Here is a 24,568-nt window from a genome sequence, read left to right on the forward strand (position 1 = left end):
TCGCTTATGCCTCAGTCAGGTTACGGCTTTGTTTGTTGCGTTTAGCGACTGATTTTAGGATCAGTAAGCCAACAACAGCGATCAGAACGGTGTTACCCGCAGCAATGATAGAGAGTTGAGTGAAGACTTTAGTAACCGGTTCTGCATAAAGGATGGTATCTAGGAATGCAGAGCAGCCGTAACCAACCACATTACCGGCAAGGGCAAGTACCACAAACAGCGCGAAGTCCTTCATAGGCAACTCACCTTGCTGAAGGCGGTTCTTGGTCAACATCGGGAATAAGCCGATAACCATGCCTACGATACCTGAGCCTAAAACCCAAGTTAACCACACACCCCAGCCTGCGAACAGATCCGTTACCCAGTGACCGATAAAGCCAACTAAGAAGCCAACAATAGGGCCGAACAAAACAGAAAACAGTGCTAGAACTGCCATTGCTGGTTTCAATGTCGTGTTAGCAAACACTGGGACACCAAACATAGGTAAACCACCAATGCCGTACAGTGCCGCGCCAATGGCGATAACGACCACTGTTTTAGCTGAAAAGTTCATAGATAACCTCGAATTCTGAAAAATAAAGCAAAATAAAGAATAAATATTCGCCATTATTAATATGCGTCTCAATGAGAACGTTTTTTGGGCAAATATAAAAAATAAGGCGCGCATTATACAGTAGAACCCTTCCATAAGGGAAGATAAGTGTCTAGATGTCTAAAATTCCACTTTAGTAGGCTAATGTGGCGTAAAAAGCACAACTTTATGGTTAATCAAGCAACAAAAAAGCCAGAGCGAGTCTGACTTTTTCATTCGTCTTAACAATGTGTTAAGCGGGTTCGTCATGTACCTTTGATCGTTTAGTGGTCTAGGTATAGATAGTTTTGCCAACTCTTCATGCGAATAAGGACCTTGCGCATGATTGAAACGTGGGTGAAGCTGTCAGAATAAACGGCAACTTCAACCGCGGTACCCATAGGTAAATGGTAGTCAGACAGGTCATCAGTGATGCTCAATTTAACAAACACACGACCACTAGTACGCAACGCATCAGTACCTAGAAGCGCGCCTCTAGCTTGGAATTGGCTCTCACCAATAGCTGGAATCACTTCATCAATACGTCCTTTAAATATTTTTCCTGGCAATGCTCTAAACAGGAACTCAGCTTCGTAACCCGGTTGTAGGCGTTGTAAGGAGTTCTGTCTAAATGCAGCGGTATAGAACTGAGCTTCAGTGTGAACAAACGTCATCACGGGAGCTAAAGGAAGTGGTACTGCCATTACACCTGGGCGTAATGCTAGTTGCGTAACGTATCCGTCAGTGGGAGCTCGAACCACGGTTTGTTCTAAATCAAACTGAGCTTTACGTAATTCAGCTAATAAGCTTAAAACCGCTGTATTCTCGCCACCTATTTCAGAGTCCAAGGCGATCTTTGTTTGTTCTAGGTTTGCATCTGCAACTTTCACGGCCGCTTCCGATGCTTTGTAAGCTTGTCTGCGAGTATCCAATTGCTGCTCGGTAAAAGCGCCACTGTCGTAACCGCGCTTGTAACGAGAAAACTCACGTTGAGCTTTATCTCTTTCCGCGATGGCTTTGATTTTTGCAGCCTCAGCTTCAGCCACTTCAGATTCCATTCCAAGCGCACCTTGGCTTGCTTCCTTTACTTTAGCTTCTAATCTTGCAACTTCAGCTTCGAATGGAACTGGGTCGATTTTGAAAAGAATATCCCCTTCCTTCAGAGGTTTGTTTGCCTCTACTGGCACTTCGATAACTTTACCCCTAACGCCTGAAACGACTGGCGTTGTTGAGTAAACTTGATTACCAATTTGCGTGAAAGGGTGGTTGTAGTTCATCAGTAGGATCAAAGTACCTATGATGACGACACCACCAAGAACGGCGGTAGGCACGGTCCATTTATTGAGCGGTATATTGAACACCTTGAAAATGGTGATACAAAGCGCCGCATAGGTCATTATCAGCAGTAAATCCATTACTTAGCCTCCTGATCTTGAACGTTGTTTGTCTCTTTCTCTGGACTGCTTTGCTCAGCACCTGCTTGCTTGAGCTGTGCGATTTCTTCCTGAAGAGTACTCACTTGATCGATGAGAATATCGACGCGATGATGAATATCGTGTTGTTCTTCTTCTAATTTAGCGAAGCCCCAACCACGATCTTTGCGCCATAATGTTGCCCAAATCCAAAGAAATGGCCAAATAGTATGTAAGGTGAATAGGCTAACCCAGCCTGAGACGTGAATAGCATCTTGATGAGGGTGATTGCGTTCTTTCGCAATTTCATAGGGAATATCGTGAATAACGATGATGCCGTAAAAGATTACTAATGCTACGAAAATAAGTAAGCCGAGCGCAAAGTAGTCTAAAAACATAACAGATCCTTGTAATGTTAGATATTAGTTATAAATATACTACGCTATCATCCAAGTAATTGTTATAAAAATGATTTACCGAGTTGAAAATAATGTGTTGTCGCTTCTAATGCGAATAAAAGCATTGATGAATCTTATGAAATCTCATCGCGTTTGAAGAGGCTATTTCGGCTTTCTGGTTGGTATTTAAGCTGAAATGATGACAGTTAAGATTCTGAATGACGGGCATAACCACAAGGGACAAATACGGATGTATATAGGTGAATTGGCGGCCATTGGCGCTGCAATTGTGTGGGCATGTGCGACATGGATCTATGGGCAATTTGGACATCGCTTCTCTGCGATGCAATTTAACATTGTTAAGGGTGTAGTGGCGTCAGGGATGATGTTGCTGGTGATGCCTCTTATTCCGATGCCGGAGTTTGAACTGAGTACCAACCATTTTCTGATATTGGCAATTTCAGGTGTGATTGGCATTGCGATTGGAGATAGCGCCTATTTTGCGGCGTTGAAAAGAATCGGTGCCAATAAGACGCTGTTACTGGAATCTTTAGCCCCGCCTCTTTCTGGTGTGCTGGCATTAATGTTCTTGGGCGCTGTATTGACAGTGCAAAGTTGGCTCGGTGTCGTGATTACAACACTAGCGGTGACCTTCGTTGTCTTCCAGCCATCAAAATCGGCGAGCGGTGAATCGAATAACAAAGCGCAGTGGGGTGGCATTGGTTATGGGCTTGTGGCGAGTGTCTGTCAGGCATCTGGTGTGGTTATTTCTCATTACGCGTTAGTGGCGGGTGATATTCCACCATTGTTAGGTGCTTTGATTCGCCTGACGATTGGCGTGTTTGCTGTGATGCTGATTATCCCTTTCGTTGAAAAGAAGCCGTATTCATCGATAAAAAGAGATTTATGGGAAATGACCAAGCTCGATAAACTGTGGTTACTAGGAGCAATCTTTGTCGGGACGTTTCTCGCTCTATGGCTTCAACAAGTGGCGTTGAAGAATGCTAACCCTGCGATTGCACAAACGTTGATAGCGACCAGCCCGGTCTTTATTTTGGTGATTTATGCGCTGAAAGGGGAGAAGGTGTCAAAGCAAAGCGTCATCGGGACGCTTGCTGCCCTTGCTGGAATATCTCTGTTCTTTTATCAATAAGATGCAGGCTTACCTACAGACCTACAGACCTACAGACCTATATGCCACTACTCTGTACACACTTGATTACGGCCGTTGGCTTTAGCTCGGTATAGCGCTTTATCCGCACGGTAGAAGGTGCGTTGAGTATTCTCTCCGTCACGATGCAAAGTGATACCAATACTCACGGTCAAACCACGCTCCCCAAGTATTTCATGCCATCCAAATTGGAAGATGCGCTCTCGATAATTTTCAGAGTGCATTTCTGCCTTCGGAAGATCAGTGTTCTCTAGAATGACGAGGAACTCTTCTCCACCAAATCTGACACATGACGCGCCTCTAAACTTAAAGTATGAACGTAGCTCTTGAGACACACTAACAATCGCTTTATCGCCCACTAAGTGACTCAGTTCATCATTGATAGACTTGAAGTGGTCAATATCAATAACCATCAGTGCGAAAGAGGTATCGTGCAACAACATGTCTTTCAATTTCACATCTAACCAGCGACGGTTGTGTAACCCTGTTAATGGATCGGTGAATACGTCTTGTTGAAGCTGAGCCACCGCATTCTTGTGTTGTTCCGTTGTCTCTTTCAGCTCTTTGTTCTCTTGTTCAGAGAGAATGAGTTTGAGTTGTAATTCAAAACGGGACAGGCGGCGTAGTTGGCTTGCACCGAGTTCACTGATCGGGATCTGCTTCATCAGATCGGTTTCAATTCGGTAGCCTTTTTTCTCATAGCTTAGCGCTTCTTGAAAACGCCCTTGATTCATACACACATCACTCAGCGAATCGTAGAATCGTTTTGCAAGTACTGGCGACGAGTAGGCTTTCACGCGTTTGTCTGTGCTCGACAAAATCATGCTCGCGTAGTCTTGCTTGCCGGTTGCACTTAGGCAATGTGAGAGCTCTAGACGAGTCATGGTTGCAAGCCAGCTTGCTTGAGTGCTGTTGGCTGGGTATTGAACCTTAGACAGACAGCGTAGCGCTTCATGGTGTTTTTTCTTAGCGCGCAGCACCTTTGCTTGGTAAAGCAGTATTTGAGCTGTGAGCAACTTGTCACTGACCAAAATACTCAGTTCTTCGCACTCATTCAGTAAATCGCTGGCTGCTGTAATGCGATTGAGTAGAAGTAGGCTTGCTACCATATGCAGCTTGAATTTGAGGCGAAGTGAGCGACTGCTTATCGCATGGTCTATGCTGCTGATTTTTTGGTAGTAACGAAGTGCTCTGTTGTGATCGCCATAGGAATCACACAGGTTGCCCATGCCTAAAATAGCTAATACATACTCATCGATATGACCGTGTTCAACCGCGATAGTCGATGAACTGACGAATTCATTGAGTGCTGAGGTGTAATCACCAGTTTCAACTAAGCGGTCACTTAAACTGGTTTTGACTGTCAGAATATCTTCGATATCGGCAGGAAGGTGGAGCAGATCGAGTGCTCGTCTCAACTCTTCGATACTGGTTTGATTTTGTTGTAACTCGGCACGGTATTCAGAGCTAATGATATAGCAGTGCGCTTGCTCTGTTTGCGTTGTCGAAACGTGCTGACGAATGTGGTTCCAGAAGATGATCGCTTCTTCACCTGATACTGATGAAGGGTCTAAACCGGCGTCTGTGATCTTGCTTAATAGAGTTTCCATTATTCTATTACCTCAGCATCGTCTTCTTCTAATTGTTCAAGCGTGAACGGGAACGTCAAAATATCATTGAGGCTGACGGTCGGTTTCGAACCCTTTAGTCCTTTTCTATGCCATGGATAGATATCAAGCATGGTGCTGAGAGTTTGGAAGGTTTGCTCTGCGGCTTCGCCTTTTTCGGAAAGCATAAGGGCCACACGTTCAGAACTTAGCCTTGCGATGAAGTCATTCTGGTTACATAAAGCATGAGCAATCTCGGTACAGACATCTAAGTAATCAGTATCGACATGATGGAACATAATGATGCTGTGGTTTGAACGTTTAAGCTCTGTCTTGAACAGCACCAACTTTTCCCACCAAAAGGTTTCAGAGACAACGTAAGAGAGGTGCTTTTCAGGATCGTACTCGTGCTGACCGCGAATACGATTAATCAGTTTTCGTGCTCTCTGTTCAAGTTGGCGTTTTGAACTGCGTGCTTTGTCCAAACCGACACGTGTCGTTTGCTCTTTGAGCATGCCGATAGAATATTGACGGTACTTTTTAAAGGCGACGAGCGCGGCTTGGAAGTCTTGGTTTTCTTCCGCCACCAAGGATTGTTGGTAACAGATTTGGCTCAGCAACTCGCCATTATCGAACTCGTTTGCGGATTGTTCTGCGAGCCTCAGTAATTCCGCCGCTTGTTCTGGTCTTTTTCTCAGGAGCTCCAATCTAGCTCGGCTGATGTATGAGTGCGCCTTCATCCAAACTAGGTTGTGTTCAACTGCCAGATTGTGCGCTTTGGCCGTGGCGCGCTCCGCGTCATCTAAGCGTTCAAGACCAAGTAGGGCAAGGCCTCGAAAGTCCCATACCTCTGCATGCCAAGTGTTATCTTTATGGTCTTTTAATGCTTCTTCTGCACCGTCCAATACCGACAGCATTTCAACATAGTTGTTGAGCAGGTAGTAATCCCACGCAAGCAGTATTCTGGCTTTACCCTCTAACCAACCAATGCGGCTGTTGTTAGCAACTTTAACGGCAAGCTGGTGGGTAGAACGTGCAAGTTTATATTCGTGGGTCATCCGCCAAATATTGCCAAGGCCAATGAGGCATTCAATTTGAATTTCGACTTCATCAACCAACGCGGACTGCTCTAAAGCATTGATCCAGAAATGTTGGGCGGAATAGTACTTGGCTTGTCCCCAGAACTGGAGCGCGTGTAAATGGAGGATTTCAGGGAGAAAAAGGTCGGTATCTAATCGGCTTTGGCGCTTGTAGGCTTCCTTGATGTATTTTAAACCTTTTTGGTAATCCATCAGGCTCCAGCTACATCTTGCCATTAACATTAATGACTGGATGGCACCCTCTTCAAACAGAACTTGCTCTGATCGGACTAGGCACTGTTGGGCAATCTCTAGGATCACCGATGGCTCAGAGTCGACACGAGTTTTGAGTTTTTCTAATTCTGTTTCAAGAAGGTACTGATTTTTGTCCAAGACTTACATCCATGATTATCGAACATATTGATAACACAATCATTATAAGAGTGTAATTTGAGATAAGCACCAATTATCTTTCGTAGAGCGTCAAAGGAACATCGATCTTTTCTAATTATGGGTGTTACCTCATGTTGTCGCTTTAAAATCAATGAGTTCCCGAATAATTACCTAGAGGCTTTGTTGCTATGAAAGTAGTTGCTTTAGAGTTAATGGCAGCTCCCCTACGCCTAAGCGTTGTGCTGCCGTGAGCCCTTGCTTATCTTGGTAGCACAGATTGTGCCAAGCTCTAAATATGTCGAGCAATGGAAGAATGCCCCCAGGACGAAGCTTACGTCTGGGCTCATTAATAAAGCTATCAAATAACAACTGAAAGCGCTGTTGATAGAACTTAGTTTGTTGAATTGAGGCTGTGTTAAACCACTGTTTTGGTTCTGGATTGTTACCGGTTAGGTAGCAGATACCTTTCTGGTTATCACCCTGATTGGCAATAGCCCAGCGATCTCGCCACCAACTCATGTGAACGATGTCGATCTTTTCAAAACTTTGGTCGTCTTGCCAGCCTGAATCTTCTTCGACATACATGAGGTCAATATTTTGACTCTGAATGCGCGGCAAACATACACTTAAAGCGGCAGATCTTAGTAATGGATCTTGTGGCATATAGATGGCGACATGCTTGTCTTCGTTACACATATCCAACACATGTAAGAAGTGAGCATAAGAGGTATAAGGCGGTCGAATGAGAGCGCCTTTTGAAGGGTAACTAAATGTGGTGAGGTTACCCATAGGGTCCTCAACGTTACCTCTCGCAAGAATCACTTGGTACTGCTGTTCAATGCGCTCTTTTAGTTTGTCAGAGGGCTGAGGCAGTTCGAGATTTGCTTCTGAAGAGTGCTCTTTGGATACAAATCGTGCCACATCATCATAAGGGTTATGGTCGACGTTTCCTGATGGTTCTTCATTTTGAGAGTAGTTAACGTGTTGGCAAAGTATATAGCCAGAATGCGCCTCGCCCGTCGCTATCCACACCACACCGTTGTTACTTTGTGGTTGCAGACGCTGGTAGTGAGATGCGAACTCGTAATCTTTCGCATGGTTAACCCATCGTGCATCGATCATCGCTAATTTACGACGACAACGGCTCGCGATATGGTCAACATGATCATAGAAAGTCTTTGGGTTGATCTCTAATTTTCGGCAGATTTCACGTACGGAATAGCCCATGAACAGTAAGCCCATGAGGTTCTCTTGAAATTGGAGTTTTTTATTGGATCCAGACCATTTATCAACGAAGGTTGTTTGGCAGTCTTTGCATCGATAACGCTGCCTGTCGCCACTGTAGCCGAAGGCATGATAAAGATGTTTATGGGTATGAACCGATAAGCCGAAGTTATCGCAATCATCATTACGACAAGCAGGGAGCCCGTCGCTGTGAAGTTGTCTTAGGCGATGAAGTTCGCTTAACACTTCACGATTGTTAAGTAAGGGGGGGAAAGCTCCACATTCACGACAAACCATCGCTGGACGCTTAGGGTTCGCGTGTTGCAAAACATACCGTTTCGCATCGCTCAAGCCAAAGTTGTCACACGCCAATGTTTTACAAAAGTTGAGTTGCAAACCATCCGCATCTTTTGGCAGCTTGTCGTTAGACACGATCTCCCCCTCGGGATTATTTGAGCAGCCAAGCGAGCCTGGCTGCGGGGTAACGCTTTTCAATGTATCTTTTATCAAATCGTTAGATGTTGATTGCTGTCTCTAGAGCAACTTTCATCATGTCGTTGAAAGACTTTTGACGCTCTTCAGAACTTAGTTTTTCACCACGGATGATGTGGTCAGATACTGTTAGGATAGTTAGTGCTTTAGCACCAAGGTCTGCAGCAACGCCGTAGATACCAGCCGCTTCCATATCAACACCTAGGATGCCTAGCTTTTCCATTTTTTCGAAAAGGTCAGCTTCTGGAGTGTAGAAAAGGTCTGCAGAGAATACGTTACCAACTTTAACTGGAACTTCTTGTGCACGAGCTTGGTTTACTGCTTCTTCTAGAAGACCGAAATCAGCGATAGCAGCGAAGTCGTGGTTGTTGAAACGAATGCGGTTTACTTTTGAGTCAGTAGATGCACCCATGCCGATAACAACGTCCATTAGTTTAACGTCGTCACGTACCGCGCCACAGCTACCTACACGAATAACGTTTTTCACGCCGAACTCAGCGATTAGCTCGTGTACGTAGATGCAGCATGATGGGATACCCATACCGTGGCCCATTACAGAAACTTTCTTACCTTTGTAAGTGCCTGTGTAGCCAAACATGTTGCGAACGTCACAAACTTGCTTCACGTCATCAAGGAATGTTTCTGCAATGTATTTTGCGCGAAGCGGGTCGCCCGGCATAAGTACTGTTTCTGCGAAATCACCAGCTTGAGCATTAATATGAGGTGTAGCCATGGTCGTTCTCCAAAGTTTAAACGGTAATTATAGGAACAGGATTTAATCAATTACCGATTCTGTTGAATTGAATTCGTTTTGTTGAGGCAATATTAGCGAGTTAGAACGTGGCTCCATGAGACTTTAGTCACAAAATAGGTCTGCCATTATAGTTTTATTAATGTTGATAACCAAATATGTTGAAAGCGTAAAGGCAATCGATTTTGTATGGGTAAATTGCAAGTGAATGAGAAGAAAAGGCTTACATATAAACTTGTTGCCTATTAGTTTCGAGACAACAATACGTTGTAGAGACGTTTGATCAGAGATAATCTAAACTTTGATAAAAGACAAACCAAGGATTTGTATGTCGTATTGCGTTAACTCGACGCCTTTGCAGTCAATGAAAACACGACTCCACAGGGCGGCGTCGCTTGTTGTAAGAACTACTTTGCTTGCCAGCGGGATAGCTTCATCGTGGGTGTCTGCTGCAACCTTTGAATTGCCACCAACGGAAAGCCGCATTGTGGGCAGAATCCAGCAGCATGAAGTGGCGGCGGGCGAAACCTTGGCCATCATTGCCAAGCAATACGATATTGGTTTTCTCTCTTTAATGGCAGCCAACAAAGGGGTGGATCCTTTTCTTCCCGCGGAAGGCTATGTGTTAAGCATTCCAAGCCGCTTGATTTTGCCTGACACCCCAAGAAAGGGGATTGTCATCAATCTTGCTGAGTTAAGGTTGTATTACTTTGAGCCTGAGAAAAATCAGGTGCATGTTTTCCCTGTCGGCATCGGTCGAGTGGGGCGTGATACTCCCGAGATGATCACCAAGATAAGCCAAAAAAGACCGAATCCAACATGGACGCCACCAAATTCAATCCGCAACGAGTATCTTGAAAAGGGCATTGAATTACCGAGAGTGGTTCCTGCCGGGCCGGAAAATCCATTGGGAGAGTACGCTTTGAGGCTTGCTTATGGCGCTGGCGACTATTTGATCCATGGTACAAACAAAGATTTCGGGATAGGTTTACGAGTTAGCTCTGGTTGTATCCGAATGGAACCTAAAGACATTGAGTGGCTGTTTGAGCAAGTGAACCGTGGTGAACAGGTCACCATTATCAATGAGCCGATTAAGGTGTCATTAGAGCCTGATAGAAGTGTGTTTGTAGAAGCGCACGAGCCATTAACTCGAAGTGATGGTTCAAAGAAATCATTACAGATCCCTGTGGAACTAAAATGGTGGCTTGAAGACGCAGAACTGCCAAATTCAAAGGCGAAAGCGGTTATCTTTGCTCAAAACGGCGTACCTGTAGAGATAGCACCACCTGTGATTGAGTTTTAATTCGATTGCCTCTTCTGCAACAAGGGGCGGTTTTATCTTGTTTACTCGCATTAGTGTCACCCAAAAAAAGCACCACATCCGATAAGAAGTGGTGCTGTCTATATACTGCTTTTTGCGACTTATTTAATCTACAGCTTAATCGCGATTAGATCTCAAACTACTTAGTGTAAGACTCAGCGATGTTGTCGATGCGTTCGTTAGCACGATCCGCTTCTTCTTTCGCTGCCATAGCGGCTGCTTCTGCTTCTTGAGCCTTCATTTCTGCGGCTGCTTTGTCACTCTTAAGTGCTTCAACTTCGCTTGTAAGTTGAGCCACTTGGTTAGTTAGTTGATCCATTTCTGACACTGCAGCTTCTTCTGGTTCTGAAGAACAACCGGCTAAAATGAAAACTGATGCTGCAGCTGCGATTAACGTCTTATTCATAAGAACTCCTTGCTTATTTATCATCAAAAGATGCGCTATACATTCTTTATCATATAGTCGCTTCATTAATGATTGTAGCGACTAATTTTTTAACTGCAAAAACAATAACTAAAGAAATTGCTAAATTTTTGAGGTAATTAGCTAAGTATCACGTTGTGTCTCATTTATGAGATGAAGGATTTAGAGACGACTTGAAGGTGTTTTTGGAGAGCTATCCCTTTGCTAGCAATGCATACGTTGTTCTAGCTAAAGATAGATAAAGGGATAAATTTACTGTGATCTCTATCCTTATAAAGTACTTTCGCGGTATCATGTCACGTTAAATTAATTTTATTCAATACCATCATGACTGGAGAGTCCTTTGCACTTTAAAGATTTAGGCTTAGATAACCGCTTACTGAAGAACTTAAAACATTACGACTTCAAGAAGGCGACAGAGATCCAATCAAAAGCGATCCCTGTTGCTATTGCTGGTAAGGATCTATTGGCTTCATCAAAAACGGGATCAGGAAAAACATTGGCGTTTGTGTTGCCAATGATACATAAAGCATTAAAAACAAAAGCGTTTTCTGCTAAAGATCCTCGTGGTGTAATTTTGGCTCCTACTCGTGAGCTAGCGAAGCAAGTTTACGGCGAACTGCGTAGCATGCTTGGTGGTCTGTCTTATGAAGCGGCGCTTATCTTAGGTGGTGAGAACTTTAACGACCAAGTTAAAGCACTGCGTAAGTACCCTCGTTTTATCGTTGCGACTCCAGGCCGTCTTGCTGACCACCTAGAACATCGTTCATTGTTCCTAGATGGTGTTGAAACGCTAATCCTTGATGAAGCGGACCGTATGCTTGATCTGGGTTTCGCTCCAGAACTTCGTCGCATTGCCAATGCAGCTAAACACCGTCGTCGTCAAACGTTGATGTTCTCTGCAACGTTAGATCACGCTGAAGTAAATGGCATTGCAAATGAAATGCTAGACGCACCTAAGCGTATCTCTGTTGGTGTTTCTAACGAGCAACACTTAGATATCACACAGAAATTCTACTTATGTGATCACCTAGATCACAAAGAAGCGATTTTAGACCGTGTACTGGAAGAAGCTGAATACCGTCAGGTAATGATCTTCACAGCAACACGCGCTGATACTGACCGTTTAACAGATAAGTTGAACGAGAAGAAGCTTAAAGCGGTAGCACTGAGTGGTAACCTAAACCAAACGCAACGTAATGCTATTATGAGCCAGTTCGAGCGTGCGGTTTACAAGATCTTGGTAACTACCGATGTTGCTTCACGTGGTATTGATATTCCAAACGTGAGCCACGTTATCAACTTTGATATGCCTAAGCACACCGAAGAGTACGTGCACCGTGTAGGTCGTACTGGCCGTGCGGGTAACAAAGGCGATGCGATTTCTTTGGTTGGTCCAAAAGACTGGGACAGCTTCAAGCGTGTTGAACTTTACCTTCAACAAGATTTGACCTTCTCTGTACTTGAAGGCCTAAAAGGTAAATTCAAAGGCATTAAGCCACGTAAACCTGCGTTTGCTAAAGGCGGTCCTGCTAAGAAGAAGACCAACACTCAAGCGAAGAAAACGCCGAAGAAACCAGTTAAGCGCGATAAGAGCTTCCACCAAAATGTGGCCGTGGGTGATACCGTGTTTATCCCTAAGAAGAAAGTCGCACCAAAAGTGGACGACGAATAATCACCAGCCAGTTTTAAAGCGTTTGCTAGTAAAACTGACATAAATAAAAACCGCCAATATTAGGCGGTTTTTTTGTATCTCGACCTTGGCTCAGCCATTACTTTTCGATATTTAGTTAGAAATTGAACGTCGAGAACGAATACGCCAAGATGTGGTCGGCAATGTATTTGTGTGTGGCGGTGGTTGGGTGCGTCACGCCCCAGAATACATAACTGTCTGAACCATAGGTGGCACAGTCATTGGTTAAGCTGTGGCTTCGCAAGTAGTCCGCGGCTGAGCTTCGATTGATATTAAGACAAGCATCACTCGCGTTTCGAAAGCCATGTTGTTCTGGGTTATCGGTAATGCTGGCGAACAACGCACTTGCATCGAACAACACCACGTTTTTCCCCATACCTTGGTAATACTCGGCTTGAGCTTTGATGAACTGGTTGAATTCTAAGATCTTGCCACGAACTTTTATTATCTCTTGTTCGGTAGAGTATTTGAATTGAGGGGCTTTGGTTGCATCGGGTAAGGTGAACAGCAGGATATTGTTCGCACCAGATTCTGTTAAGCGGATCAGCGCGCTGCTAAAGTCAGCCTTTACATCGGCGACTTCTCGGTTGTAATTCATGAAGTCATTGAGGCCAAACTCTAAAGTAAACAGTGAGTTTTCCGGACGATAGTTTTTGGCGACTTTCATGTAGGTCAGATAAGAGGTGACTTGATCATAAACACCAGTCAATGCCACGTATTGGTTGGTACCTGAGGCGCCACCCACAGCCCAGTTATACAGAGGGACATCTTTCGCTTTTGCTAAATACTCCGTCCAGACTAAACCATTCGAAAAGTGCCCTAAAAACCACGAATCTGCGTTCGGAAAAACCCATTGTGAGCCATTAAATAGATTACCAGTGTCGGACAGGCTATCACCAAAGGTGACAATACGATTGATGCTACTGGCTTGAAAAGCGTTGTCGTTGGTCCAGATTGAGTGGTTGTAAGAGAAGCGATTATCTGCGGCAAAGTAGGTGATGTCAGCGGCGTCATGTTGGATGTCGAGCGTCTGTTCGCAACGTTGTTTAATTTCCGATTGCGGGGCATCGCTGTAGAACATGTTTTTGAATGAAACGGAAGACCACCAATATCCGTTGATCGTGTAGTAATCACCATTCTCTTTCTTTGCCCACTTCCAGTCGGTGGCTGGGGAGTCATGAGAGGCATCGGTTCGATACCAACATCTAACATATGAATAGGTCTCTGAGCCTTGTGCACTGAGTACTTGTGCAGATGTAATCGATTCAGGTGTTGGTATTGAGTCTTCAGCGGCATAAGCGCCAAAAGGCAGGGCTAACGTGAGTATTAAAGCCGTATTTTTCATCACTGTATTCTCTTTTATATTTAGATGAGCCAAACAGAAACGCTGTTGCTTGATAAGTGGATAAGTGGATAAGTAAATAACTGGTAAGACCTATATCTAAAATCAATAATTAGCGTCAATATATTCAGGGTTGTGGTGTGTCGTTAATGGAATAAGCCTCAAGTTATCAACGAGTTTTGGTTGAAAAATACCTGTTTCCAAACGGTTATTTGTCGAATAATTTTGGTTTATTGAGAATGTTGAATTGATATTTGAGTCGGGATATTGAAAGAACAATCTCATCAACCTTAGTTAAATGTTAATTTAATCAATTGCTTATGTTTTTTTCTCCTGATTCTGTTTGCCTGATGTTCATCGCACCTGTTTAATTCAAGTTCGCCATCACAAATATCAAGTCGTTACATTCTGTTTTATAAAATCATCATCTACGGTTCTTTTACTCATCAGAGGTCTAATCTGTTTAAGGAAAGAGCATTGAAAAAGATATTAATTTGGACGATAGCCTGCCTATCCAGTTTTGGCGTATATGCCGGAACGAGCGCATCAGCATTAGAAGCCAGCGGATACACTGAAACGAAATACCCCATTATGTTGGTACATGGTCTGTTTGGTTTCGATACATTAGCGGGCGTTGACTATTTCTATGGCGTACCTGAATCCCTAACCAAAGATGGCGCGAACGTATATGTCGCTCAGGTCTCTGCAACCAACAGTTCAGAGGTCCGTGGTGAACAGTTACTCAGCCAAGTTGAAACGCTGTTAGCTGCAACAGGAGCAAGTAAGGTGAATCTGGTTGGTCATAGCCACGGTGGGCCTACGGCTCGTTATGTTGCGTCAGTTCGACCTGATCTTGTTGCTTCAGTGACCAGTATTGGCGGTGTGCATAAAGGTTCTAAGGTCGCTGATCTCGTTCGAGGGAACGTATCTGAAGGCTCTGTCACAGAAGGTATCGCGGTTAAATTAGCAGGTGGATTAACGACACTGATTAACCTTTTATCTGGTGGAACGGATCTCGACCAAGACGGCCTCGCTTCTCTTGAAGCATTGACCACAGAAGGCTCGCTAGCCTTCAACCAGTTTTACCCTGAGGGCGTTCCGACGTCTGAGTGTGGCGATGGTGAGTGGCAAGCAAGTAACGGCGTTTATTACTATTCATGGACAGGGTCTTCCACTTTTACCAACCTTCTTGATCCTACCGACGGAGCGATGACAATCCTAGGCTTAGCCTTCAACGAACCTAATGATGGCTTAGTAGGAGCATGCAGCGCGCATTTGGGCAAAGTGATTGGTGATGATTACAAAATGAACCACCTAGATGAGATTAATGGGTTATTGGGAATTCACCACTTGTTTGAGACAGATCCTGTAACTCTATATCGTCAGCATGCCAATCGATTGAAGTTGGCTGGCTTGTAGTCTGCAAAGCCGTTTAACAAGAAAACAAGGGAAGTATGATGAAAAAGACCGCCATTTTGTCGATAACCACGATAGCCCTGATGAGCACAGCGGCGGTCTTTTTATATCTAAATAATCAAGATACACATACTGACGACGAACAACGCGTCTCCTCATTGAAAGTCACCTCTCAGCAAGATACCGACATCGATAACGCATCAGCAAAAGACATGATGGAATATTTCGTGTCAGGTAATGCAGAATTAACCCTTGAAGATATTCGAGACAACGTGGCGAAACACCACGAACAAGCATCAACAACCGTGGTTGATGAAGCACTGTTTGCCAAATATCTTGAGTATAAGTCGGCACTGACATCGTTGGACGTGCAGTTCGGTACCACATCCATTTCCGCTGATGATCTACGTGCACTCAATCAAGCGCTCCTTGACCTCCAAGCTCAGTTTTTCAGTGAGAGCGAGATAAGTATTCTGTTTACGCACGACAACAGAATGAGAGAAATCGCCTTAGAAAAGTTACTTCTGAAACAGGAGGGATTAGAGGATGAAGAATACCAACAAAGACTCGAATCCTATCTATCTGAGCAACCTGATTATGTTCAGTCGAGTCACCAGAATCAGGTGTTACTCCAACAGCTCTCTAGCTCTGAAGGTCTCGATGAACAGGGTAAATACTTAAAGAGAAGCGAACTTGTCGGTGAAGAAGCAACCCAGAGACTTGAAGCACTTGATAAACAAAGAGCGGCCTTTGAAGACTCGTTAGAGGTCTACTTCGCAGAACGAAATGATGTCTTGAAAGATTCATTCCTATCAAAAACCGAACAACAAGAGAAGATTGCGCAACTTAGGACTGAACATTTCCTACCAGAACAGCTTAGAAGGGTAGAAGCGATTGAAAGAATTCGAGCGGCTGAATCTCGTCAGTAGTGTCTAAAAGCGAAAAACCAGCCATGATGGCTGGCTTTTTGTTTATCGGCGAGTTCTAAAGAGCATACAGCCTGAATCTGTTTGCCTTGAACTTCGTACCTTGAAGCCTATACCTTAAAGTAATCCAACTGCTGCTTCTGTTGTTCTGCTAGGTTAGAAAGCTCGTGGCTTGCTGCAGCGGCTTGAGTAATGCCGGTAACGTTTTGGCTTACTAGGCTGTAGATGTTTGAGATGTTACGGTTGATGTCTGAGGTTACTTGGCTTTGCTCTTCGGCGGCAGAGGCAACCTGAGTGTTAATCTCAGTCATGTCCGTTACCGAGTTAGCAATGCCTGAAAGCGCCGCGCTTACTTCACCTGCAAGAGTTTGGTTGTGTTCCAGCATAGATAATGAGCTGCTCATGCTTTCATTCGCGTTACCGGATTGAACCTGCAAACCTTCTATGATGGTTTGGATCTCTTTGGTTGAATCTTGTGTACGTGCCGCTAGCATTCGAACTTCATCAGCAACCACTGCGAAACCACGACCGCTTTCACCTGCACGAGCGGCTTCGATTGCTGCGTTAAGCGCCAGCAGGTTAGTTTGTTCAGAGATACTTTGAATTACCTCAATCACTTTACCAATCTGTTCAGAGTGCTCTTTTAGCGTGCCCACAACATTTGCGGCTTCGCTTAGCTGAATCGCCATCTGTTCGTTAGCTTTGTTGCTTTCATTAAACAAGCTCATGCTGTGTGTCGCCATTTCGTCAGCTTGCTTAGACGCTGAGTCGGCTTGTACTGCGTTCTCATTAACGTGTGCTGCTGTGCTTTCCAATTGGTTCACAGCAGAAGCAACTTGCTCCACCTCTTGCTTCTCTTGGTCTGAGTTAACGCTGGACTGTGTCATTACAGCCGCTAGCTCTGTCGACGCAGAAGCCACTTCGATACTGATTCGAGACAGCGAGCTTACCGTGTCACGCAGCTGTTCAACAGACTGGTTTACGTCTTGCGCTAGGCGTGAGATTTCGTTGTCGCCATACTCTTCTGCTTTAACTAACAAGTTACCTTTTGCTACTTCCCGCATCGTTTCTTGAATGTTGCTGATCGGCTTAACAATGATACCAGCCAGCGTCCAACTGATAATTAGAGCTACAGACAGGATCACCAACAGTGCAATGGTCGCAGTAGTCAGCGTGCTAGCGTGTTGCTGGCCGTTGATGTCGACCTCTTGAGTGGCAAGCAAGTTCAGCTTTTTAGACAGAGTATTGATCGCTTGCACCATTTCATTACCCGCATGTCGGTATTGGTCGATTGCGATCTGGTAGCGGTTTTCAAAATCTGAAGATAGTGATGCATCGCCGTGTTTCGCTCTTAATAGCGGAAGCATGGTGGTACGAGAAAAATCGACATAGTGATTCATCGCTTTGTTCATCGCGGCCACTTCATCTTGCATGCCTGGCACTGTGTCTAATGAATTCAGTAGGCGAGTATTCTGATCGCGTTTTTGGTTTAGTGTTTCAACCAATGTTTTTACGTCATCAGCATTGAATAGACTGTAAATCGCTTTGATGCGCATGCCATAGTTGTTGTCGACGATTTCGCTAAGTTCTTCTTTATGTAAGATTAACTGGTCGGTTGCTACTGACACATCTTTGAATGCACTTTCTAGTTTTTCACCACCGATAATGACACCGGCTAAAAGTAAGACAACGGAAAATAGTACGGGTATAAGAATTTGTATTTTGATTGATAAGCCACTGAGAAGTTGGCGCATGTAATGTCCTTCTTTGAATAAAATAAAAAGATGAGAATTATTATTATTAGAATTAGTTGGCGATTCTAACTAATGAGACTGACAATTCAATCAGTAAAGGCTTTGATTTCGTTATATGCGATAGGTATTTGATATAGATGGTTGTTTATTGTTCTAAATGGCGATAAAGGTGGATCTTTTTATCCATCGTGTTAGGGCTAATTGATTGATAAATAGAGAAATATATTGGTTAGTATTCGATATAAATAGGGAAGGAAATCTAGCTTTTTGGTGCTCAAACGATGGTGAGACCTGCATTCACTAACTGCATCTGATGGGGGCGCGACTATCAATTCATCGAGTAGGAGAGAAATTAGCCATTAATTTGTAGTTGTCATATAGGCTTCAATTAAGTGAAACACAACTGTCACATTCGGATTCTAAAGTAGGCCTCGTTCAAGCAAAACATTACGGCAATAACGCCACTAAAGGAAATTTGTGATGAAAAAGACAGTTATCGGTGCAATCGCACTACTAGGCGCTCTAACAGTGAATACAGCTTCAGCTAAAGAAACTATCTCTGTAGTTGGCTCTAACAGTGCTTCTCCACTGGTTGAAGTTTTTGCAGAAACCTACATGAATAAAGGCGAACCAGTGTTCATCGAAATTCAAGCACCAGGTTCTTCTGCAGGCATCAAAGCAGCAAAAAATGGAAGTGCTGACCTTGGTATCTCTTCTCGTGACCTAAAAGAAGAAGAGAAAACAGCTGACCTGAAAGAGCTAGTTATCGCTCGTGACGGTATCGCAGTTGTTGTTAACCCGAACAACGAAGTATCTGCTCTTACTGCTGAGCAAATCACTTCAATCTACAAAGGCGACATCACTAACTGGAAAGATGTTGGCGGTGCTGACAAGCCAATCGTAGCAATCACTCGTGATACTGCATCAGGTACACGTGGTGCATTCGAAGACATCATGAAGCTTAAGAAGAAGATTGGCGATAAGAAAGTATCGGCTATCTCTCAACGTGCACAAGTTGCAAACGGTAACGGCGCACTTAAAGTTTCTGTAGCAAGCAACCCATACGCTATCGGCTTTATCTCTCTAGGTACAGTTGACGAATCTGTTCAAGCTCTAACTATCGACGGCGCTGCTGCGACTGTAGACAACGTTAAGAACGGTTCTTACAAAGTTGCTCGTCCATTCCTAGTTCTTTACAAAGCAGGCGCTCCAACAGCTGAAACTCAACAATTCCTAGATTGGATGGTTGCAGATGAAGCTCAAGCTATCGCTGGTAAGAAAGGCTACATCACAGTTAACTAATCTTAACTGACTCAATCTTAATTATTGCTCAGCCTGCTTTAGGCTGAGCCTTTTCTTTCAACTTTGTTTATTTCGAGCTCTTATTGAGCCACAAAGTTTGAGATTTTATATATGACCATCGCAAATAGTGAAAAGCTTATGAATACTGAAGCGACTCAAATCAACAAGCCAAGTCTACGTGCTAAGAAGCGCATCGACTGGAGAGAAAGAATCTTCCACGGCTTGTTCTTATCGAGTGCTGTAATCGGCATCGTATCACTAGCCGTTATCGCTTACTTTATCGTTGCAGAGAGTATCCCTGCATTCCAAGAGGCCGGTGTTTCTGGCATCGTTCTGGGTGTTGACTGGTTACCTCCAGCTCTATTCGGTGTTGCAACTATGATTGTTGCATCGATTGTTTCGACACTTGGAGCTGTAGTTGTTGGTGTACCAGTTGGTGTATTAACCGCTATTTTTATTGCTGAGATTGCTCCAAAGCGTCTTGCAGATATTATTCGACCAGCAGTTGAGCTTCTAGCGGGTATCCCGTCGGTAGTTTACGGCTTCTTCGGTCTAGTAATTATCGTTCCAATGATTCAGAACGTTTTCCAAGTACCAGCGGGTAACACTATCCTGGCGGGTATCATTGTTTTGGGTATCATGATTCTTCCTACCGTTATCACGGTTTCTGAAACTTCGATTCGTGCTGTACCTCGCACATACAAAGAAGGTTCACTTGCACTGGGTGCTTCGAAAATCTACACGATTTTTAAGCTACTCGTTCCTGCTGCACGTTCAGGCATTATGACTGGTGTGATTTTGGGTATCGGCCGCGCACTTGGCGAAACGATGGCAATCATCATGGTTATGGGTAACGCGCCAGCAATGCCAGAAGGCATTTTGGACTCTGCTCGTACGCTAACAGCAAACATTGCAATTGAAATGTCTTACGCAAGTGGCGTTCACGCTAACGCACTGTACGCAACAGGTGTTGTACTTCTAGTGTTCATCATGATGTTAAATGGTGCTCTACTTTATCTTAACCGTGAAAAAGCGAAGTAGGCGAGGATAAGTAATATGGATCGCGTAAAACTAAAACAAGCACGTCAAACCAAAGATAACATCCTAAAAGGTTTTATCTGGGCAGCTGCAGCTGTAACCGTTGGTTTCTTATTCTGGATTATTTGGTACATCCTATCGAACGGTCTGCAATACGTAGATTGGAACTTCATCACTGACGATTACACTCGTACTGGTGAAGAACGTGGTATTTTCCCAATGATCATTGCCACGATCTACATGGTAATCACATCGATTGCGGTAGCCGCGCCACTGGGCATCATGACGGCGATATACTTAACTGAATATGCGAAAGTAGGTAGCCGATTGGTGAAAGTGATTCGATTCTGTACTGAGTCGTTAGCTGGTATCCCATCGATCATCTTTGGTCTGTTCGGTATGACCTTCTTTGTTTCGATTCTTGGTCTTGGCTTCTCGATTCTGTCGGGTGCACTAACGCTAAGTATCCTGATTCTTCCTGTAATCATTCGTACTACAGAAGAAGCATTGATGGCAGTGCCACAAACTTACCGCGAAGGCTCATACGGCCTTGGCGCTTCAAAAATCTACACTATCTGGCGTTTGATCTTACCAAGCGCAATGCCAGGTATCTTAACTTCGGTCATTCTTAGTATTGGTCGTGTAATTGGCGAATCAGCACCTGTATTTTTAACAGCAGGTATGGTGGCACGTGTTCCTGAGTCGGTATTCGATTCTGGCCGTACACTAACGGTTCACCTATATAAGCTGACAACAGAGCTATTTACTATCGATGAGTGGAACCAAGCCTACGGCACGGCGACAGTCCTAATCGTACTGGTTCTCTTGATCAACATGGTTACAAAACTGATTGCGAGACGCTTCAACACGGCAACTTACTAAGCTCATTAGCTGGCTCATAAATAAAGCGAGCCCCCGTGATAAAGAAAGCATCAAGTTAGACACGAATTTAAGAATTTAGAGATTACGAACATGAATAAATTTGATATTGAGAACCTAGATCTGTTTTACGGCGACAACCAAGCGCTTAAATCTATCAACCTGCCAATTCCAACTCGCCAGGTTACTGCTCTGATTGGCCCGTCTGGCTGTGGTAAATCAACACTATTGCGTTGTTTGAACCGCATGAATGACCTAATTGAAGGCGTTACGATTAAGGGTAAGCTGGATATGGATGGCACTGACATCTACGGTAATATCGATGTCGCTGACCTACGTATCCGCGTAGGCATGGTATTCCAAAAGCCAAACCCGTTCCCAATGAGCATCTACGAGAACGTGGCATACGGCCTACGTGCTCAAGGTATCAAAGACAAAAAACACATCGATGAAGTGGTTGAGCGCTCGCTACGCAGTGCTGCACTGTGGGATGAAGTAAAAGACCGTCTTAAAGCGCATGCATTTGGTCTGTCTGGTGGTCAACAACAGCGTCTATGTATCGCACGTACCATTGCAATGGAACCAGATGTAATCCTGATGGATGAACCAACATCGGCTCTAGACCCAATCGCGACACACAAGATTGAAGAATTGATGGAAGATCTGAAGAAAGACTTCACTATCGTTATCGTAACGCACTCAATGCAGCAAGCGCGTCGTATCTCAGACCGCACGGCTTTCTTCCTAATGGGAGAGCTTGTAGAGCATAACGAAACCAGCGTTATCTTCAGTGAACCAAAAGATGATCGTACTAAAGGTTACGTAAACGGTGACTTCGGTTAATCGACGATTTACGTGTGGTATTTAAGCGATTAGATACCTTTACACACTAACTGAAACGCAGGTTAGATAATCGAATAGAACAACAGAATTATCACTATAACTATAAGCGATGGAAGTTTTGCCCCACTATAGGTGGGGCTTTTTTATGTGTCTAAAAAATCCCCAATGTCGATGTGATTTTGGGCAGAGAATCCCATTTTTGTCGTCCTTCTCATGCTTGTGATAATGTTAAAGGTGAAACTGCGACCCGCTTAACATCTCATTTTCACTTACATTGATTGCATATCAAGCCTTCTGTATTTTTGCTTTATTCTTAATCGCCAATGGAAGGAAGCTGTGCCTGTTAAAGCCTTTGCAAAACAAATATCTGCGACACGCGACCATCGTCTGTTGGCTGAGTCTCTTTTTGACTATCTGGTTAAGGTACTTACTCCAAAAGGGATAGGAATATTTGCTGAACCGACGCCGGAGAGCGACGCATTACCGATTTTTTCTTATGGCGACCTAACCTCATTGGCGAGCTACCCCTCTACATTTTGGCCGTGGGTCTCACAGTTTGATACCGCAGACGGGGTTTTGCCAATGGCTATCAACACCTGCAAGTGGGAACACATGAAAGTGCTTGGTGGGGAGTCGTTTATCATGATGCTCGACAACGCACCTGCCTCCAGAACTTATTTAATTGTTCAAAATTGCAATGCTGAGAAGGTTAATCAAACCTTTGACCAAGATCTTGATGTGTTACAGCTCGCGGCTGCCCGTTGGCAATGTATTCGTGCCGAAAAGAACGCGGCGCTAGAAATCAAACACAGAGACACACGTGAAGCTCAATACTTAGATGAGATAAAGTTACGTGAGCTGTTTGTAGAGAACATGAAGCTGGTTCATCAGGTCGCGCTTGAGCTTTCTAACCCTGAGTCACTCGATGCTTTGTATAAAGCATCGGTTGAGGCTGTGCGAGACAGGTTAGGGTTTGATCGTGCGATCTTCATGTTGCTTGATATGAAAAAGCGTTGTTTCAGCGGCACTTATGGCACTGACGAAGCGGGTAAAACCAACAGTGAACACCACACTCAATACGATTTGCACCAACTTGAAGCGGAATACATTGAAGCGCTGTCTGATAACCATACTAATCTAGTCATCATCGATAATGCGCCCCTGTATACAGAAGGTAAGGTGGTCGGGCAGGGGTGGAATGGCATGCTTATCTTGCATGAAGGCGACAAACCTGTCGGCTGGATCGCCATGGATAACTACATTCATCGCTCACCGATTACTAACTATCAAAAGCAGATGCTTGAGTCTTTTGGCTCTTTGCTTTCTCAAATCTATATTCGCAAGCGCCAAGAGCAGAACATACGTATGTTGCACTCGAGTATGGTTGAGCTGTCCCGATGCGATAGCGTCAGTGAAGTCTGTAAGTCCGCGGTTAGTTTTGCGATTCAACATCTAGGTATCGATCGACTGGCTGTTTTCCTAACAGACAAAAAGTGCAGTTACATGCAAGGTACTTGGGGCACTGACATCAAAGGCGATATTGTCGATGAGTCCTATTATCGCTCTGAGCTGGTGGAACGTGACATTGTAGCCGCAGCTCGTGCTTGCCCTAATCAAGTTGCCTTTGAAGAATCAGTTCCTATCTACCACGATTTCAATATTGTGGGAGTCGGTTGGACGGCAATGACCATGCTCACCACCAATACGGGTGAGCCGATTGCGTTTATCGCTGCTGATAACCTATTAACTCGCAGTCCTTTAACCTCACAGCTTCGTGAGGTAATACGTATCTTTGCTTCGAGCCTTGCTGAGGTGCTGCAAAGAACCATGGCTCAAGAAGAACTGAAAAAGCTCAATGAAACATTGGAGCAAGAAGTCAGTAAGCGTACCCAAGAGCTAGAGTTGGCGAATGAGCAATTGGATATCATTTCTAAGCTAGATCCTCTTACGCGCCTTGGAAACCGCCGTATGTTGTCGCAGGTTCTAGAAGACTTGAACGGTGACGATCAAGGTGCCTTTGCCTTACAGAACGAAATTACATTTGGCTTGATTCTTGTCGACCTCGACCACTTTGGTTTGTACAACAGTGTCTATGGTCATACTGAAGGGGATGCGGCTCTGAGGACGGTAGGTGAGATACTGAATGCCCATGTTCACAATGATAAAGAAACCTTCTGCCGGATTGGCGGAGAGGAGTTTATGTTGTTGATGATTGGCACGAATCACTCAGAGACAAAGCAACGTGCAGAGTCGATTAGAAAATGCATTGAAGAGGCAAAAATCCTGCATTGTGAAAGTAGTACCAGCCCATATTTAACGGCATCCGTTGGCTATGCCTCGATAACGTCTGACCAGCATCAGTTCGATTTTGATTTGTTGTATGGCAAGGCAGATAAAGCCTTGTATCAAGCCAAAGACTCGGGGCGAAATCGAATTGTTTCTGCCTTAAAACGTAAAAAAGTCACAGCCTCTCTTTCTTAAAATAAAGGCCGTTGATCTCAAGATGATCAACGGCCTTTGTGCTTTACTGTT

Annotated in this window: 20 protein-coding genes; 10 read left to right on the forward strand and 10 right to left on the reverse strand. The window is 44.3% G+C overall.

Going from position 1 to position 24,568, the window contains the following annotated elements:
* Positions 1-4 precede the first annotated feature (4 nt).
* The 3 genes from AB6D58_RS05490 to AB6D58_RS05500 all read right to left on the reverse strand — a co-directional run bounded on the left by AB6D58_RS05490 (position 5) and on the right by AB6D58_RS05500 (position 2,381).
* Positions 5-553, reverse strand: a complete 549-nt coding sequence (locus AB6D58_RS05490) for an ECF-type riboflavin transporter substrate-binding protein (RefSeq protein ID WP_372156658.1) — start codon at positions 551-553, stop codon at positions 5-7.
* Positions 554-855: 302 nt separating this feature from the next.
* Positions 856-1,986 (reverse strand): HlyD family secretion protein, encoded by a 1,131-nt coding sequence (locus AB6D58_RS05495; protein WP_136981742.1) that lies wholly within the window; start codon positions 1,984-1,986, stop codon positions 856-858.
* Positions 1,986-2,381, reverse strand: a complete 396-nt coding sequence (locus tag AB6D58_RS05500; RefSeq protein WP_017064245.1) for a DUF3302 domain-containing protein — start codon at positions 2,379-2,381, stop codon at positions 1,986-1,988. Before AB6D58_RS05500 ends, AB6D58_RS05495 begins: the two co-directional genes overlap by 1 nt.
* A gap of 250 nt (positions 2,382-2,631) precedes the next feature.
* Here AB6D58_RS05500 and AB6D58_RS05505 point away from each other — a divergent pair, with 250 nt between their 5' ends.
* Positions 2,632-3,534 carry a DMT family transporter gene (locus tag AB6D58_RS05505; RefSeq protein ID WP_372156661.1) on the forward strand — a complete coding sequence of 301 codons (903 nt, stop codon included), beginning with the start codon at positions 2,632-2,634 and terminating at the stop codon, positions 3,532-3,534.
* Between the two features lie 47 nt (positions 3,535-3,581).
* Here AB6D58_RS05505 and AB6D58_RS05510 read toward each other — a convergent pair whose 3' ends face one another.
* The 4 genes from AB6D58_RS05510 to deoD form a co-directional block, all read right to left on the reverse strand.
* Positions 3,582-5,162 (reverse strand): GGDEF domain-containing protein, encoded by a 1,581-nt coding sequence (locus AB6D58_RS05510; protein ID WP_017061877.1) that lies wholly within the window; start codon positions 5,160-5,162, stop codon positions 3,582-3,584.
* On the reverse strand, positions 5,162-6,631 hold the full coding sequence (locus AB6D58_RS05515) for a hypothetical protein (RefSeq protein ID WP_372156664.1): 1,470 nt from the start codon (positions 6,629-6,631) through the stop codon (positions 5,162-5,164). Before AB6D58_RS05515 ends, AB6D58_RS05510 begins: the two co-directional genes overlap by 1 nt.
* Positions 6,632-6,817: 186 nt before the next feature.
* Entirely contained in the window at positions 6,818-8,287 is a 1,470-nt protein-coding gene (locus tag AB6D58_RS05520; RefSeq protein ID WP_017061879.1) for a lactate dehydrogenase, read from the reverse strand.
* Positions 8,288-8,369: 82 nt separating this feature from the next.
* On the reverse strand, positions 8,370-9,080 hold the full coding sequence (gene deoD / locus AB6D58_RS05525; protein WP_017061880.1) for a purine-nucleoside phosphorylase: 711 nt from the start codon (positions 9,078-9,080) through the stop codon (positions 8,370-8,372).
* A gap of 346 nt (positions 9,081-9,426) precedes the next feature.
* Here deoD and AB6D58_RS05530 point away from each other — a divergent pair, with 346 nt between their 5' ends.
* On the forward strand, positions 9,427-10,401 hold the full coding sequence (locus AB6D58_RS05530; protein WP_029235199.1) for a L,D-transpeptidase family protein: 975 nt from the start codon (positions 9,427-9,429) through the stop codon (positions 10,399-10,401).
* A gap of 157 nt (positions 10,402-10,558) precedes the next feature.
* Here the strand turns inward: AB6D58_RS05530 and AB6D58_RS05535 are convergent, their stop codons facing one another.
* A complete protein-coding gene (locus AB6D58_RS05535; protein WP_017061882.1) occupies positions 10,559-10,825 on the reverse strand; it encodes an Lpp/OprI family alanine-zipper lipoprotein in 267 nt (88 codons plus the stop codon).
* Positions 10,826-11,186: 361 nt separating this feature from the next.
* Between AB6D58_RS05535 and AB6D58_RS05540 the strand changes: the two genes are divergently transcribed.
* On the forward strand, positions 11,187-12,518 hold the full coding sequence (locus tag AB6D58_RS05540; protein ID WP_017061883.1) for a DEAD/DEAH box helicase: 1,332 nt from the start codon (positions 11,187-11,189) through the stop codon (positions 12,516-12,518).
* A gap of 115 nt (positions 12,519-12,633) precedes the next feature.
* On the opposite strand, the gene AB6D58_RS05545 is transcribed toward AB6D58_RS05540, so the two are convergent.
* Positions 12,634-13,881, reverse strand: coding sequence for an SGNH/GDSL hydrolase family protein (locus tag AB6D58_RS05545; RefSeq protein WP_372156726.1), 1,248 nt, complete (start codon positions 13,879-13,881; stop codon positions 12,634-12,636).
* 474 nt (positions 13,882-14,355) lie between these two features.
* Between AB6D58_RS05545 and AB6D58_RS05550 the strand changes: the two genes are divergently transcribed.
* Positions 14,356-15,297: a triacylglycerol lipase gene (locus tag AB6D58_RS05550; RefSeq protein WP_050547032.1), complete on the forward strand. Its 942-nt coding sequence runs from the start codon at positions 14,356-14,358 to the stop codon at positions 15,295-15,297.
* 38 nt (positions 15,298-15,335) lie between these two features.
* On the forward strand, positions 15,336-16,223 hold the full coding sequence (locus AB6D58_RS05555; RefSeq protein ID WP_017060037.1) for a lipase secretion chaperone: 888 nt from the start codon (positions 15,336-15,338) through the stop codon (positions 16,221-16,223).
* Between the two features lie 107 nt (positions 16,224-16,330).
* Here AB6D58_RS05555 and AB6D58_RS05560 read toward each other — a convergent pair whose 3' ends face one another.
* A complete protein-coding gene (locus AB6D58_RS05560) occupies positions 16,331-17,974 on the reverse strand; it encodes a methyl-accepting chemotaxis protein (RefSeq protein WP_372156666.1) in 1,644 nt (547 codons plus the stop codon).
* 480 nt (positions 17,975-18,454) lie between these two features.
* On the opposite strand from AB6D58_RS05560, the gene AB6D58_RS05565 reads away from it, so the two are divergent.
* From AB6D58_RS05565 to AB6D58_RS05585, 5 genes are all read left to right on the forward strand, one after another.
* Entirely contained in the window at positions 18,455-19,276 is an 822-nt protein-coding gene (locus AB6D58_RS05565) for a phosphate ABC transporter substrate-binding protein (RefSeq protein ID WP_017064254.1), read from the forward strand.
* Between the two features lie 111 nt (positions 19,277-19,387).
* Positions 19,388-20,317, forward strand: coding sequence for a phosphate ABC transporter permease subunit PstC (gene pstC / locus AB6D58_RS05570; RefSeq protein ID WP_017064255.1), 930 nt, complete (start codon positions 19,388-19,390; stop codon positions 20,315-20,317).
* 15 nt (positions 20,318-20,332) lie between these two features.
* Positions 20,333-21,196: a phosphate ABC transporter permease PstA gene (gene pstA, locus AB6D58_RS05575; RefSeq protein ID WP_372156668.1), complete on the forward strand. Its 864-nt coding sequence runs from the start codon at positions 20,333-20,335 to the stop codon at positions 21,194-21,196.
* 90 nt (positions 21,197-21,286) lie between these two features.
* Positions 21,287-22,036, forward strand: coding sequence for a phosphate ABC transporter ATP-binding protein PstB (gene pstB / locus AB6D58_RS05580; protein WP_004737715.1), 750 nt, complete (start codon positions 21,287-21,289; stop codon positions 22,034-22,036).
* Between the two features lie 336 nt (positions 22,037-22,372).
* Positions 22,373-24,517, forward strand: coding sequence for a GGDEF domain-containing protein (locus AB6D58_RS05585; protein WP_372099017.1), 2,145 nt, complete (start codon positions 22,373-22,375; stop codon positions 24,515-24,517).
* Positions 24,518-24,568: the final 51 nt, after the last annotated feature.

It is taken from the genome of Vibrio sp. 10N.239.312.D08 (genome assembly GCF_041466145.1).
GTDB classification, from domain to species: Bacteria; Pseudomonadota; Gammaproteobacteria; order Enterobacterales; family Vibrionaceae; genus Vibrio; species Vibrio crassostreae_C.

What these genes read in the sequence shown, in the direction of transcription:
- AB6D58_RS05505 (WP_372156661.1), top strand. Translation starts at nt 2,632, where the DNA reads ATGTATATAGGTGAATTGGCGGCCATTGGCGCTGCAATTGTGTGGGCA.
- deoD (WP_017061880.1), bottom strand. Translation starts at nt 9,080, where the DNA reads ATGGCTACACCTCATATTAATGCTCAAGCTGGTGATTTCGCAGAAACA.
- pstA (WP_372156668.1), top strand. Translation starts at nt 20,333, where the DNA reads ATGGATCGCGTAAAACTAAAACAAGCACGTCAAACCAAAGATAACATC.
- AB6D58_RS05565 (WP_017064254.1), top strand. Translation starts at nt 18,455, where the DNA reads ATGAAAAAGACAGTTATCGGTGCAATCGCACTACTAGGCGCTCTAACA.
- AB6D58_RS05545 (WP_372156726.1), bottom strand. Translation starts at nt 13,881, where the DNA reads ATGAAAAATACGGCTTTAATACTCACGTTAGCCCTGCCTTTTGGCGCT.
- AB6D58_RS05500 (WP_017064245.1), bottom strand. Translation starts at nt 2,381, where the DNA reads ATGTTTTTAGACTACTTTGCGCTCGGCTTACTTATTTTCGTAGCATTA.
- AB6D58_RS05555 (WP_017060037.1), top strand. Translation starts at nt 15,336, where the DNA reads ATGAAAAAGACCGCCATTTTGTCGATAACCACGATAGCCCTGATGAGC.
- pstC (WP_017064255.1), top strand. Translation starts at nt 19,388, where the DNA reads ATGACCATCGCAAATAGTGAAAAGCTTATGAATACTGAAGCGACTCAA.
- AB6D58_RS05490 (WP_372156658.1), bottom strand. Translation starts at nt 553, where the DNA reads ATGAACTTTTCAGCTAAAACAGTGGTCGTTATCGCCATTGGCGCGGCA.
- pstB (WP_004737715.1), top strand. Translation starts at nt 21,287, where the DNA reads ATGAATAAATTTGATATTGAGAACCTAGATCTGTTTTACGGCGACAAC.
- AB6D58_RS05495 (WP_136981742.1), bottom strand. Translation starts at nt 1,986, where the DNA reads ATGGATTTACTGCTGATAATGACCTATGCGGCGCTTTGTATCACCATT.
- AB6D58_RS05560 (WP_372156666.1), bottom strand. Translation starts at nt 17,974, where the DNA reads ATGCGCCAACTTCTCAGTGGCTTATCAATCAAAATACAAATTCTTATA.
- AB6D58_RS05510 (WP_017061877.1), bottom strand. Translation starts at nt 5,162, where the DNA reads ATGGAAACTCTATTAAGCAAGATCACAGACGCCGGTTTAGACCCTTCA.
- AB6D58_RS05530 (WP_029235199.1), top strand. Translation starts at nt 9,427, where the DNA reads ATGTCGTATTGCGTTAACTCGACGCCTTTGCAGTCAATGAAAACACGA.
- AB6D58_RS05535 (WP_017061882.1), bottom strand. Translation starts at nt 10,825, where the DNA reads ATGAATAAGACGTTAATCGCAGCTGCAGCATCAGTTTTCATTTTAGCC.